Annotated in this window: 10 protein-coding genes, 1 pseudogene and 1 riboswitch; of the genes and pseudogenes, 6 read left to right on the top strand and 5 right to left on the bottom strand. The window is 72.2% G+C overall.

Features of this window, described 5'->3' with window-relative positions; genetic code table 11:
- The first annotated feature begins 18 nt into the window (after positions 1–18).
- Positions 19–738 carry a glycerophosphodiester phosphodiesterase gene (locus J1792_RS21740; protein WP_086568452.1) on the top strand — a complete coding sequence of 240 codons (720 nt, stop codon included), beginning with the start codon at positions 19–21 and terminating at the stop codon, positions 736–738.
- Positions 739–783: 45 nt separating this feature from the next.
- Here the strand turns inward: J1792_RS21740 and J1792_RS21735 are convergent, their stop codons facing one another.
- Together J1792_RS21735 and J1792_RS21730 are read right to left on the bottom strand one after the other, a co-directional pair.
- Positions 784–1,971: a polyamine ABC transporter substrate-binding protein gene (locus J1792_RS21735; protein ID WP_086568453.1), complete on the bottom strand. Its 1,188-nt coding sequence runs from the start codon at positions 1,969–1,971 to the stop codon at positions 784–786.
- A gap of 155 nt (positions 1,972–2,126) precedes the next feature.
- The gene (locus J1792_RS21730) at positions 2,127–3,578 is read right to left on the bottom strand and encodes a gamma-aminobutyraldehyde dehydrogenase (RefSeq protein WP_086568438.1); all 1,452 of its coding nucleotides are present in this window, start codon (positions 3,576–3,578) and stop codon (positions 2,127–2,129) included.
- Positions 3,579–3,745: 167 nt separating this feature from the next.
- On the opposite strand from J1792_RS21730, the gene J1792_RS21725 reads away from it, so the two are divergent.
- From J1792_RS21725 to J1792_RS21705, 5 genes are all read left to right on the top strand, one after another.
- Positions 3,746–4,249, top strand: coding sequence for an Lrp/AsnC family transcriptional regulator (locus tag J1792_RS21725; protein WP_086568439.1), 504 nt, complete (start codon positions 3,746–3,748; stop codon positions 4,247–4,249).
- The gene (locus tag J1792_RS21720) at positions 4,234–5,613 is read left to right on the top strand and encodes an aspartate aminotransferase family protein (RefSeq protein ID WP_086568441.1); all 1,380 of its coding nucleotides are present in this window, start codon (positions 4,234–4,236) and stop codon (positions 5,611–5,613) included. The genes J1792_RS21725 and J1792_RS21720 overlap by 16 nt, the downstream gene beginning before the upstream one ends.
- 301 nt (positions 5,614–5,914) lie before the next feature.
- On the top strand, positions 5,915–6,652 hold the full coding sequence (locus tag J1792_RS21715) for an ABC transporter ATP-binding protein (RefSeq protein ID WP_086568443.1): 738 nt from the start codon (positions 5,915–5,917) through the stop codon (positions 6,650–6,652).
- Positions 6,634–7,845: a hypothetical protein gene (locus J1792_RS21710; protein WP_086568445.1), complete on the top strand. Its 1,212-nt coding sequence runs from the start codon at positions 6,634–6,636 to the stop codon at positions 7,843–7,845. Before J1792_RS21715 ends, J1792_RS21710 begins: the two co-directional genes overlap by 19 nt.
- A 127-nt stretch (positions 7,846–7,972) precedes the next feature.
- Positions 7,973–8,896, top strand: coding sequence for a DMT family transporter (locus J1792_RS21705; protein WP_207248012.1), 924 nt, complete (start codon positions 7,973–7,975; stop codon positions 8,894–8,896).
- 88 nt (positions 8,897–8,984) lie between these two features.
- On the opposite strand, the pseudogene J1792_RS21700 reads toward J1792_RS21705, so the two are convergent.
- From J1792_RS21700 to J1792_RS21690, 3 genes and pseudogenes are all read right to left on the bottom strand, one after another.
- A pseudogene (locus J1792_RS21700) lies at positions 8,985–10,023 on the bottom strand (ABC transporter ATP-binding protein).
- Positions 10,024–11,727, bottom strand: coding sequence for an ABC transporter permease (locus tag J1792_RS21695; RefSeq protein ID WP_372446147.1), 1,704 nt, complete (start codon positions 11,725–11,727; stop codon positions 10,024–10,026).
- Complete coding sequence (locus tag J1792_RS21690; protein ID WP_207248011.1) at positions 11,703–12,791, bottom strand: thiamine ABC transporter substrate-binding protein; 1,089 nt, start codon at positions 12,789–12,791, stop codon at positions 11,703–11,705. Before J1792_RS21690 ends, J1792_RS21695 begins: the two co-directional genes overlap by 25 nt.
- A riboswitch (TPP riboswitch) is annotated at positions 12,787–12,892 on the bottom strand. It overlaps the preceding gene by 5 nt.
- Position 12,893: the final 1 nt, after the last annotated feature.

Genomic DNA, 12,893 nt, shown 5'->3' with positions numbered 1-12,893 from the left:
CCCGCCACAATGGTGCCCATGGCCCCCACGGACACCGCGTTCGCCGCCGTCACCGCCGTCGCCCACCGCGGCGACCCCTATGTGCACCGCGAGAACACCCTGCCCTCGATCCACTCGGCGCTCCAGGCGGGTGCCGGGGCGGTGGAGATCGACGTCCGGCTGACCCGCGACGGCGTGCCCGTGCTGCTGCACGACGCGACGCTCGAGCGGCTGTGGCGTCACGAACGGGCCCTGGCCGCGCTGACGGTCCCGCAGCTGCGGGACCTGACGGGCGGCCGGGTGCCGACGCTCGCGGAGACCCTCTCCGGGGTCGCCGGGGCCCTGTCGGCCTCCTCGGGACGGCTGTTCGTCGACCTGCCCGACCCGTCCGCCGCGGCGGCCACCGTCGCCGAGGTGCACGCGGGCGGGGCGGCCGGGCACGTGTACTACTGTGGCGGCCCGGCGTCCATGCTCGCCGTGCGCCGCGCCGACCGGGACGCGGAGATCGCGCTGACCTGGACGACGCTCGCGCCGCCCCGCCCGGCGCTGCTCGCCGAGGTGCGCCCGCGCTGGCTCAACTACCGCTTCGGGCTCGTCACCCCGGAGCTGGTCGCCCGCGACCACGCCGCCGGGCTGCTGGTCTCCGCCTGGACCGCCGACACCCGCCGCACCATGCGGCGGCTGCTGGGCGCGGGCGTCGACTCGATCACCACCAACCGCATCGGCACGCTGCGGTCCCTGCTGCACGCGCCGGCCTGAGCCGGACGGGTCACAGCCGGGTCGCAGCCCGGCTCACGGCCCGGCTCACAGACCGACGATCTCGTTCCACTCCTTGGCGAAGCCGGGGCGCTCCTTGGCGGTCATGTCGCGGGCGGTGGCCAGCCGCCGGCGCATGTCCTCGCTGGGGAAGACCAGCGGGTTCGCGGCCAGCTCGGCGAGCTCCTTGTCCTTGGACGAGGCCAGGACGTCACGGGCGGCCGGCACCGGGCAGACGTAGTTGACCGCCGCCGCCAGGCGCGCGGCGACGTCGGGCCGGTAGTAGTAGTCGATCAGCCGCTCGGCGCTGCGCTTGTGGCGGGCGAGGTTGGGGATCATCAGGCTCTCCGCCCACAGCTCGGCGCCCTCCTCGGGGACGACGAACTCGATGTCCGGGTTGTCGGCCTGCAGCTGGATGATGTCGCCGGAGTAGGCCTGGCAGGCCAGGACGTCGCCGGAGGAGAGGTCCTTGAGGTAGTCGTTGCCGGTGAAGCGGCGGATGTGCCGCTTGGCGACGAGGCGGCGCAGCTGGTCGGTCATGCGGTGGAAGTCGTCGGCGGTCCAGCGGGTGACGTCGGCGCCGTTGCCCTGCATGAGCAGGGAGAACGCCTCGTCCATGCCGGACAGCAGGGTGACGCGGCCGCGCAGGTCGTCGTGCCACAGCTCGGAGGTGCGCCGGATCTCGCGGCCGAGCTTCCTGCGGTTGTAGGCGATGCCGGTGATGCCGGACTGCCAGGGGACGGTGTGCAGCCGGCCGGGGTCGAAGTGCGGCTTGCGCAGCAGCGGGTCGAGGTTGCGGGCCACATGGGGCTGGGCGGCGCGGTCCATCTCCTGGACCCAGCCGAGCCGGACGTAGCGCGAGGCCATCCAGTCGCTGACCACGACGATGTCCCGGCCGGTCTCCTTGTGGTTCATCAGCGCCGGGCTGATCTTGCCGAAGAACTCGTCGTTGTCGTTGATCTCCTCGGTGTACTTCACCGAGACGCCGCTGGTCTTCTCGAACTCGTCGAGCGTCGGCCGCTTCTCCGGGTCGTCCTCGTCCGCGTCGATGTAGAGCGGCCAGTTGGCGAAGACGAGCCGCTTGTCGCGCTCGGAGAGGTCGGACGCGGCCCGGTCGCCCGGCGCGACGTAGGCGGCCGGCACCCCGCAGCCGGCGAGGGCCGAGGCCCCGGCGCCGGCGCCCAGCGCGCGCAGCACGGTTCGGCGGGAGAGGGGCTTCACGGGCTTTACTCGCATTCCGGCGACGGCGGGGCAGGGCGGTACGGGCACGGCGGTACGGGCCACGGCGGTACCGGCCGTTCGGCCGGGCGTCGATGATACGCGCACGCGCGTACGGAACGTACACGCGTGCGCGAGGGCGCCGGGATCAGCCCGGCGAGGTCATCACGTGCTCAGCCCAGCGAGGTCATCACGTGCTTGATGCGGGTGTAGTCCTCGAAGCCGTAGGCCGAGAGGTCCTTGCCGTAGCCGGACTTCTTGAAGCCGCCGTGGGGCATCTCGGCGACGAGCGGGATGTGGGTGTTGATCCACACGCAGCCGAAGTCGAGCGCCTTGGACATCCGCATGGCGCGGCCGTGGTCCTTGGTCCACACCGAGGAGGCCAGGGCGTACTCGACGCCGTTGGCGTAGGCGACGGCCTGCTCCTCGTCCGTGAAGGACTGGACGGTGATGACGGGGCCGAAGACCTCGTGCTGGACGATCTCGTCGTCCTGCTTCAGCCCGGAGACGACGGTCGGGGCGTAGAAGTAGCCCTTCTCGCCGACGCGGTGGCCGCCGGCCTCGACCTTGGCGTGGGCGGGGAGCCGCTCGATGAAGCCGGTCACCTGCTGGAGCTGGTTGGCGTTGTTCAGCGGGCCGTAGAGCACGTCCTCGTCGTCCGGCTGTCCGGTCTTGGTGTCGGCCGCGGCCTTGGCGAGGGCGGTGACGAAGTCGTCGTGGACGGACTCGTGGACCAGGACGCGGGTGGCGGCCGTACAGTCCTGGCCGGCGTTGAAGTAGCCGGCGACCGCGATCTCCTCGACGGCCTTGGCGATGTCGGCGTCCTCGAAGACGACGACGGGCGCCTTGCCGCCGAGCTCCAGGTGGACGCGCTTGAGGTCCTTGGAGGCGGACTCGGCGACCGACATGCCGGCCCGTACGGAGCCGGTGATGGAGGCCATCGCGGGCACGGAGTGCTCGACCATCAGGCGGCCGGTGTCGCGGTCGCCGCAGACGACGTTGAAGACGCCCTTGGGGTGGCCCAGCTCCTCGAGCACGCCGCCGACGATCTCGGCGATGAGGACCGTGGAGGCGGGGGTGGTGTCGGAGGGCTTGAGGACGACGGTGTTGCCCGCGGCGAGCGCCGGGGCGAACTTCCACACGGCCATCATCATCGGGTAGTTCCAGGGGGCGACCTGGGCGCAGACGCCGACGGGCTCGCGCCGGATGATGGAGGTCATGCCCTCCATGTACTCGCCGGCGGAGCGGCCCTCGAGCATCCGGGCGGCACCCGCGAAGAAGCGGATCTGGTCCACCATCGGCGGGACCTCTTCGCTGCTGGTGAGGGCCAGCGGCTTGCCGGTGTTCTCCGACTCGGCGGCGACCAGCTCCTCGGCGCGCGCCTCGAAGGCGTCGGCGATCTTGAGGAGCACCTTCTGGCGCTCGGCGGGCACCAGGTCGCGCCAGGCCGGGAAGGCGGCCTCGGCGGCGGCCATGGCCGCGTCGACGTCGGCGGCTCCGGACAGCGGGGCGGTCGCGTACGCCTCGCCAGTGGCCGGATTGACGACCTCGGTGGTCCGCCCGTCGGCGGCGTCCCGGAACTCCCCGGCGATGTAGTTACGCAGGCGGCGCAGCTCGGTGGTCACGTTGTGCCACCCCTTCTGTTCGGACGTCCATTGTCTGAGACGCCCAGCCTAATCTTTGAGGCCGCGCTTTCGACATACCCGATCCCCATGAACAACGGAATCAGTTATTTCGCAGCTGATCCACAACGAATTTCATCGCTCAATGCTTGCCACACCGCCGAGTCCTCATGCACAGTGGCCTCGTGGCCACTCGTAGCGCAGATCCCAAGAGCGTGAACAGCGCGCAGCCGATCGATGCCGTCTCCCTGGCGATCATCGAGCAGCTCCAGGAGGACGGACGCCGCCCCTATGCGGCGATCGGCAAGGCCGTCGGACTGTCCGAGGCGGCGGTCCGGCAGCGCGTGCAGAAGCTGCTCGACCAGGGCGTCATGCAGATCGTCGCCGTCACCGACCCGCTCACCGTGGGCTTCCGGCGGCAGGCGATGGTCGGCGTCAACGTCGAGGGCGACCTCGACCCCGTCGCCGACGCCCTGACCGCGATGGACGAGGTGGAGTACGTGGTCGTCACCGCGGGCTCCTTCGATCTCCTGATCGAGATCGTCTGCGAGGACGACGACCATCTCCTCGAAACGATCAACAAGCGCATCCGCACCCTGCCGGGCGTGCGCTCGACGGAGAGCTTCGTCTACCTCAAGCTCCGCAAGCAGACCTACACCTGGGGAACCCGATAGCCGTGAGCAAGGACCTCTCCCGAACCGCGTACGACCACCTGTGGATGCACTTCACCCGCATGTCCTCGTACGAGAACGCCCCCGTGCCCACCATCGTGCGCGGCGAGGGCACCTACATCTTCGACGACCGGGGCAAGCGCTACCTCGACGGCCTCGCCGGGCTGTTCGTGGTCCAGGCCGGCCACGGCCGTGCGGAGCTCGCCGAGGCGGCCAACAAGCAGGCGCAGGAGCTGGCCTTCTTCCCGGTGTGGAGCTACGCCCACCCCAAGGCCGTCGAGCTCGCCGAGCGGCTGGCCCACTACGCCCCGGGCGACCTGAACAAGGTCTTCTTCACCACCGGCGGCGGCGAGGCCGTCGAGACCGCCTGGAAGCTGGCGAAGCAGTACCACAAGCTCACCGGCAACCACGGCAAGTACAAGGTCATATCGCGGGCCGTCGCCTACCACGGCACCCCCCAGGGCGCCCTGGCCATCACCGGTCTGCCGGCCCTCAAGGCCCCCTTCGAGCCGCTGGTCCCCGGCGCGCACAAGGTGCCCAACACCAACATCTACCGCGCGCCCGTCCACGGCGACGACCCGGAGGCCTTCGGCCGCTGGGCCGCCGACCAGATCGAGCAGCAGATCCTCTTCGAGGGCCCCGACACCGTCGCCGCCGTCTTCCTCGAGCCCGTCCAGAACGCCGGCGGCTGCTTCCCGCCGCCGCCCGGCTACTTCCAGCGGGTGCGCGAGATCTGCGACACGTACGACGTGCTGCTCGTCTCGGACGAGGTCATCTGCGCCTTCGGCCGCCTCGGCACGATGTTCGCCTGCGACAAGTTCGGCTACGTCCCGGACATCATCACCTGCGCCAAGGGCATGACCTCGGGCTACTCCCCCATCGGCGCGGCCGTGATCTCCGACCGCATCGCCGAGCCGTTCTTCAAGGGGAACAACACCTTCCTGCACGGCTACACCTTCGGCGGGCACCCCGTCTCGGCCGCCGTCGCGCTCGCCAACCTCGACATCTTCGAGCGCGAGGGCCTCAACCAGCACGTGCTGGACAACGAGTCCGCCTTCCACGCCACCCTGGCGAAGCTGCACGACCTGCCGATCGTCGGCGACGTGCGCGGCAACGGCTTCTTCTACGGCATCGAGCTGGTGAAGGACAAGGCAACCAAGGAGTCGTTCACGCCGGAGGAGTGCGAGCGGCTGCTCTACGGCTTCGTGTCCAAGAAGCTGTTCGAGAACGGGCTGTACTGCCGGGCCGACGACCGCGGCGACCCGGTCATCCAGCTGTCGCCGCCGCTGATCTCCGACCAGTCGACGTTCGACGAGATCGAGCAGATCGTGCGCGGGGTCCTCACGGAGGCCTGGACCAGGATCTGACCCCTCTCACCACCACCCGACGGGCACCCCCCAGCCATCTCGCGGCCCGTCCTCACGCCGTGGCCCACGTGCGCGCACCGCTCCCCCGCGCGCCGTGGGCCACGGCACGTTCCCCGAATCCCGGAAATGCGGGCTCGAAACCTCGGAATATGAGCCCGATGGGAGGAAAGTGGGGCGCTCCAGCGCCGAGCCTGGACGGGGGCTAGGATCCCGGTTCCGTACGGTGCCAGTGACCCAATGGCCTCCGGTTCGTTCACCCGGACAGGGGAACGAACCCTCTCAGCGACCCGAGGTGCTCGATATGGTGGCCCCGCCGGACAACGACGTGCTCTGGGCACGCGGCCTGCACTACTCCTACAGCGGTTCACCGGCCCTGACCGGTGTGTCCATCGGTGTCCGCGAGGGCGAGATCCTCGCCGTGACCGGGCCCCGCGGGTCCGGGAAGACCACTCTCCTCAAATGCCTCTCGGGCCAGCTCCTGGCGGACCCCGGCGAGGTGTGGTTCAACAGCGCCCCCGTGCACACCCTCTCCCGCGGCGCGCGCGAGCGCCTGCGGCGGGAACGGTTCGGCTGGATCGACTCCCGGCCTCACCTGGTCCCGGAGCTGACGGGCTGGGAGAACGCCGCCCTGCCGCTGCTGGTCCGCGGCACCATCCACCGCGAGGCCAAGCGGACCGCCACCGAATGGCTCGAACGCCTGGACGTCGGCGACTGCGCCCGCAAACGGCCCGGCGCGCTGACCCAGGCCCAGCGCCAACGCGTCGCCATCGCCCGCGCCCTGGCCGCCGACCCCACCGTCGTCTTCGCCGACGAGCCGACCGCGCCGCTGCACCAGGCCGACCGCGCCCAGGTGCTGCGCACCCTCACCACGGCCGCCCGCTCGCACCAGATCACCGTCGTCCTGGCCACCCTCGACGAGGAGAGCACCGCCCTCGCCGACCGTACGGTCACGCTCGTCGACGGCCGCCGGGGCGGCGCCATCCCGGCTCCCGACGCGTCCGAGGGGGAGGGCAGGGCCGCGTGCTCAGTCTCCGCCTAGCGCGCGGCGCGCACCCGCTCGTCCTGCTGCGGCGGCTGCTGGTGGCCCTCGCCGCGGCCGGGGTCGGCTTCCTGTTGCTGTGCAGCCTCGGATACGCGGTGGCGCACCCGAAGGCCACGCAGGAGTCGCTCGTGCGCCTGCTGTGGTGCGCCGCGCCGCTCGCCGCCGTCGTGCAGTTCGCGCTCGCCGTCGCCCGCAACGACCCCGCCACCCGGCCCCGCGACGGCCTCGACGCCATCGGCCTCGGCCCGGTGCGCCTGTCGGTCCTCGCCGCCACGTCCACGGCCATCGCCTGCACGCTGGGCAGCGCCGCCGCCCTGCTGGTCTACCTCGAGCTGCGCGGAAACCTCGGCCTCACCCCGCTGAGCGGCGCCGCGTCCGGGCTCCTGGACGGGCGGGCGGCCCTGCCCTGGGGAGCCGCGCTGACGCTGCTGGGGCTGCTCCCGGCGCTGTCGGCGGGCGCGTGCGCCATCGCACTGCGCCCGCGCAAGGAGCGCGCCGGAGGCGCGCCGGAGGCCACCGCCGACGGCGAGGCGGCGCCCACCACGGCGCGGGCTCCTCGGCCCTCCTACGCGGGGCTGCCCTGGGGTGTGGCGATCATCGCCTGCGGCCTCGCGCTCGAGGCCTACGTCGGGCACGGCCCGGCCCCCGCCCCGAACTCGCTGCTGGCCCTGCCCGGCCAGGAGGGCGGCGCCTCCCCCGGCCTCCTCGGCGGCTGGCTCCTCGCCTCCCTGGGCCTCGTCCTGGCCGGCCCCGGGCTCACCCACTGGTGCGGGGTGCTGCTGTCCTCCGGGCGGCCCGGGGCGACGCGCCTGCTGGCCGGGCGGATGCTGCAGGACGCGGCGACGCGGATCGGCCGCCCGCTCGGGGTGCTGTGCGCGGTCGCCTCCGGAGCGCTGGCCGCCGTCGAGCTGTACGGCGCGGCCTGGGAGCGCTCGGGGCCGCGGCCGTTCGGGCCGCTGACCGGGCTGGGCGCGGCGGTGGTGATGGCCTGCGTGACGGCGACGGCGATCACGGCCGCCCTGGACGCCCGGCAGCTGCGCTCCGACACCGCCTCGGCCCTGCACCGCCTCGGCGTTCCCGCCTCGCTGCTGCGCGGCGCCGCGGCCGTGCGCAGCCTGGTGCTGCTGGCCGTGCTCGCTCCGCTGACCTGGGTGATCGCCGAGCTGACCGCGCTACCTTTGATGCGCTGACGTAACGAGCGGGAGCAGCGGCTCTTGACCAATTCTTGACTCAAGGCAACTTCGACGCCGAAAAGTACGTCTGCTTCATACGTCTGCTTCAAAAGCACGACGGGCATTCAGGCGAACGGAGCTATCGGTGATCATCGGCCTTGTCACGGCTGTCGCGGCCTCGGCGTGTTACGGCACAGGTTCGGTCCTGCAAGCCGTCGGGTCGCGCAAATCGGCCCGCAGGGAGGCCGCGGCGGCCCCCGGCACGGGCACCACCCAGCACGGCGGCCCGAGCCTGTCGTCCACCGCGAAGGCGGCGGTGACCTGGGAGTTCATGGTCGGCACGGTCCTGGACTTCGTGGGCTTCGCGCTCGGTGCGCTCGCCGCCCGGATGCTGCCGCTCTTCCTCTCCCAGACCGTCATCAGCGCCAACCTCATCGTCACCGCCCTGCTGAGCATCAAACTGCTGGGCATACGGCTGAACCGTAAGGAGTGGCTGTCGATCGGCGTGGTCTGCTCGGCCCTGGTGCTGCTGGCGACCGCCGCCGGCCACGAGGGCAACGGCGACGCCGCCCGGTCCACCCACTGGTGGCTGCTGATCATCTCCGTGGTGCTGATGGGCGGCGGCTGGATCGCCGTCCACTTCCTCGGCTCGCGCGCCGCGATCCTCGCCGGCCTGCTCTCCGGCCTCGGCTTCGGTGCCATCGGCGTGGGCGTGCGCATCCTCGACGGCATCGACCCGTTCGACCTGGGCGCCCTGATCGCGGACCCCGCCCTCTACGCCATCCTGATAGCCGGCGGCGTCGGCATGTACCTCCACACCGTCGCGCTGCAGATCGGCTCGGTCAACGGCGCCACGGCCGCCCTGGTGGTCGGCGAGACCGTCCTGCCCGGCATCATCGGCGTCCTCTGGCTCGGCGACACCTCCCGCGAGGGCTTCGCGTGGATGGCCGTCCTCGGCTTCCTGCTGGCCGTGGCGGGCGCGGTAGCGGTGGCATGGTTCGGCGAACCGGACGCCCACGCGGCCACCCCGGCCCAGACGCCGGAACCGGAACCCACAGCCATCAGCTGACGCTTTCACTTCAAACGCCGGACGGGCTGACGAAAGTCAGCCCGTCCGGCGTTTGTCTGAGGACACGGGGTCCGGGGCGGAGTCCCGGTTACGGGAAGGGGCGGGGTGGGGGAAGAACCACGACCTCGTCCACCGAGAACCCGGCACCCACCCGATCACCCACCTCAGGAGCCCCCGCAGCGCACACGCAGCCTCCAGCTCCGGCGCGGCGCCGCCCTCCGGCCGCAACCGCACCACGACGTGATCCCCCGGAACGTCCGGCCCGCGACCGTACAAGGCAGCCCCTCCCCCGCCGGCACCAACCGCACCCCGGCGGGCCGGACGAGCAGGCAGCCCTCTCCCTGCCGCGCCCCCGCCGGCACCGGCAGCCGCCCCCACACCGTCTCCGCGGACGTGCCCCGCACCGTCGCGGGGACCACGTTCTCGAACCCCAGGAAGCGCGCCACGAACTCCGACGCCGGCCGCTGCCACACCTCCAGCGGGGTGCCCGCCTGGGCGACGCGCCCGTCGCGCATCACGACCACCCGGTCGGCGAGCGCGAAGGCCTCGCCCTGGTCGTGGGTGACCGCCAGGACCGTCGTCCCCAGCCGGCCGAACAGCGCCCGCAGCTCGACGACCAGGCGCTCGCGCAGGCTCCGGTCGAGCTGGCCCAGCGGCTCGTCGAGCATGAGCAGTCGCGGCTCGGGCGCCAGGGCCCGGGCCAGGGCCACGCGCTGCTGCTCGCCGCCCGACAGCGCGCCCACGAGCCTCTTCTCCGCCCCCGGCAGGCCCACCAGGTCCAGCAGCTCGCCGACCCGGCGCTCGGTCTCGGCGCGCGCGGTGCCGCGCATGCGCAGGCCGAAGGCGACGTTGCCGCCGACGTCCCGCTGCGGGAAGAGCTGGTGGTCCTGGAACATCAGGCCGACTCCGCGCCGGTGCGTGGGCACCTGGGCCTGGTCCCGCCCGGCGAGGAGCACGCGGCCGGCGTCGGCCCGCAGCAGCCCGGCGACCACCCGCAGCAGGGTGGACTTGCCGCTGCCGCTGGGCCCGAGCACGCACACGATCTCGTGTTCGGCGACCTCGAGGTCCACCGCGTCCAGCGCCGCGCGCTCGCCGAAGCGGACGGTCACCTCTTCGAGCCGAAGCATCTAGAACTCTCCCGTGCGGTCGGTGCGCACCCGCTCCAGCACCAGCAGCGCCACGGCGCACACCAGCATCAGGATGGTGCTGAGGGCCATCGCCTGCCCGTAGTTCATCTCGCCGGGGCGGCCCAGCAGCCGGGCCACGGCGACCGGGAGGGTGGGGCTGTCGGGGCGGGCGATGAAGACGGTCGCCCCGAACTCGCCCAGCGAGACCGCGAAGGCGAAGCCCGCGGCCACCGCCAGCGCCCGCCCCACCAGGGGCAGGTCCACCTCGCGCCAGGCCCGCAGCGGGGAGGCGCCGAGCACCGCCGCCGCCTCGCGCAGCCGGGCGTCCACGGCGCGCAGCACCGGCAGCATGGTGCGGACGACGAAGGGCACGCCGACCAGCGCCTGCGCCAGCGGCACCAGGATCCAGGAGGTGCGCAGGTCCAGCGGGGGCTCGTCCAGGCTGATCAGGAAGCCGAAGCCGACGGTCACCGCCGAGGTGCCCAGCGGCAGCATCAGCAGCGCGTCGAAGCCGCGTACGAGCCGTCCCTCGCGCCGGGTGAGGGCCGCCGCGGCGAGGCCGCCCACGACGACGGCGATGGTGGTGGCGGCCAGCCCGTAGGCCAGGGAGTTGCCGATCGCCTCGAGCGGGGCGACGACGAACGTCCCGCCGTTCTCCCCGGCGGAGGCCAGGGCGCGGTAGTAGGTCAGGCCGTAGCCGTCCGGTCCGTCGAAGGAGCGCAGGACCAGCACCAGCAGGGGGACGACCACGAGCAGCGCGACGACGGCCAGGACCGAGCCCAGCAGCGTCCACTCGGCGGCGCCGCGCGGCCGGCGGGCGGTGCCGGCGGCGTCGACCAGGTGCAGCGTCGCCTCGCGCCGGCGCACGGTCCGGGCGTGCACGCCCAGCAGCGCGGCCACCGCCGCGAACTGCACCAGGGTCAGGACGGCGGCCGTGGGCAGGTCGAGCAGCTGCGCGGTCTGCTGGTAGATCTCCACCTCGAGGGTGGCGTAGCGGGGGCCGCCGAGGATCTGGATGACGCCGAAGGAGGTGAAGGTGAACAGGAAGACCATCAGGGCGGCGGCCGCGATCGCCGGGACCAGCGCGGGCAGGGTCACCCGCCGCCAGGCCGCGAACCGTCCGGCGCCCAGGACGCGTGCCGCCTCCTCCTGGCGCGGGTCGAGCTGCGCCCACAGGCCGCCGACGGTGCGGACGACCACGGCGTAGTTGAAGAAGACGTGCGCGAGGAGGATCGCCCAGACCGTGGTGTCCAGGCGTACGCCCCACAGCTCGTCCAGCAGTCCGCCGTGGCCCAGCAGGGCCAGGAAGGCCGAGCCCACCACCACGGTGGGCAGGACGAAGGGCACGGTGACCACGGCCCGCAGCAGGCGCTTGCCGGGGAAGTCGAAGCGGGCGAGGACGTACGCGCCGGGCAGCGCGAGGAGAAGCGTCAGCCCGGTGGAGGCGGCGGCCTGCCAGGTGGTGAACCACAGGACGTGGCCGATGCGCGGGTCGGTGATCACCTCGCCGACGCGGGCGAACTGCCACTGCCCGTCGTCCTTGAGGCCACGGCCGACGATCGAGGCGACGGGGTAGGCGAAGAAGACGCCGAAGAAGGCGAGCGGCAGGGCCATCAGGCCGAGCCGCGTCGCCGTGCGCCGGGGGCCGCCGCCCTGGGGGGCGGCGGCGTCGCGGGGGGCTACCTCAGGACGAGCGAGGACCATTCCTTGACCCACTGGTCGCGGTTCTGGGCGATCTTCTCCGGGGCGAGCGTCTCGGGCTTGTCGATCCGCGCGCCGTACGTGGTGAAGACCTCGGGCAGCTTGGCGTCGTCGGTGGCGGGCTTGACGAACATCTGCAGCGGCATGTCCTCCTGGAACCTCTTGCTCAGCAGGAAGTCCAGGAGGGCCTTGCCACCGTCGGTGTTCTTCGCGCCCTTGAGCAGGCCGGCGAACTCGATCTGCCGGAAGCAGGTGCCGGTGGACACGCCGGTCGGGCCCTCCTTGGGCGCCGGCTTCACGCCGAGCACCTCGGCGGGCGGGCTGGAGGCGTAGGAGACGACGAGGGGCTTGTCGCCCTTGGCCTTCTTTCCGGCGGCGGATCCGGAGAAGCGGTCGTTGTAGGCCTGCTCCCAGCCGTCGACGACCTCGACGCCGTTGTCCTTGAGCTTCTTCCAGTAGTCCTTCCAGCCGTCGTCGCCGTACTTGGCGACGGTGGCGAGCTGGAAGGCGAGGCCGGGAGAGGAGGTCGCGGAGTTCTCGGTGACCAGGAGGTCCTTGTACTCCGGCTTGACCAGGTCGTCGAAGGACTGCGGCGGGTCCAGCTTGTGGTCCGCGAAGTAGGCGCGGTCGTAGTTGACGCAGATGTCGCCGGTGTCGACGGGCGTGACGCGGTGCTCGGCCGCGTCGGCCTGCAGGCTCTTGGGGACGCGGTCCAGGCCCTTGGCCTCGTAGGGGGCGAAGATGCCCTTGTCGAGGGCGCGCGAGAGCAGGGTGTTGTCGACGCCGAAGAAGACGTCGCCCTGCGGGTGGCTCTTGGAGAGGATCGCCTGGTTGACGGCCCGGCCGGCGTCCCCGCTCTTGAGGACCTTGACCTTGTAGCCGGTTTGCTTGGTGAACTCCTCGAGCACGGCGTCGGAGGCCGCGAAGGAGTCGTGCGAGACCAGGGTGACGGTCTTGCTCTTCGACTCCCCCGAGCCCTCGTCGGAGCCCCCGCAGGCCGCGAGGACGGGCAGGCCGAGCGCGGCCGCGGCGGCCGCGCCGACGGCACGCCGGAGATGGGTGTTCATGGTGGTGCTGACTCCCTACGCCGGTACTAACCGGATCAGGTCCGAGGGTCTGCGGGCCGTGCCGCACTCTCAGCGCTCGTTGCGCTCCCCTGTCGGATGTTC

It is taken from the genome of Streptomyces triculaminicus (assembly GCF_017349075.1).
Lineage (GTDB): Bacteria > Actinomycetota > Actinomycetes > Streptomycetales > Streptomycetaceae > Streptomyces > Streptomyces triculaminicus.
The sequence above is the reverse complement of the archived record's forward strand: the minus strand, read 5'-3'. Positions and strand labels throughout refer to the sequence as shown.

Excerpts from the sequence above, each read along its gene's own strand:
- J1792_RS21740 (WP_086568452.1), top strand. The coding sequence starts at position 19 with ATGGCCCCCACGGACACCGCGTTCGCCGCCGTCACCGCCGTCGCCCAC.
- J1792_RS21690 (WP_207248011.1), bottom strand. The coding sequence starts at position 12,791 with ATGAACACCCATCTCCGGCGTGCCGTCGGCGCGGCCGCCGCGGCCGCG.
- J1792_RS21735 (WP_086568453.1), bottom strand. The coding sequence starts at position 1,971 with ATGCGAGTAAAGCCCGTGAAGCCCCTCTCCCGCCGAACCGTGCTGCGC.
- J1792_RS21725 (WP_086568439.1), top strand. The coding sequence starts at position 3,746 with ATGCACAGTGGCCTCGTGGCCACTCGTAGCGCAGATCCCAAGAGCGTG.
- J1792_RS21695 (WP_372446147.1), bottom strand. The coding sequence starts at position 11,727 with ATGGTCCTCGCTCGTCCTGAGGTAGCCCCCCGCGACGCCGCCGCCCCC.
- J1792_RS21715 (WP_086568443.1), top strand. The coding sequence starts at position 5,915 with ATGGTGGCCCCGCCGGACAACGACGTGCTCTGGGCACGCGGCCTGCAC.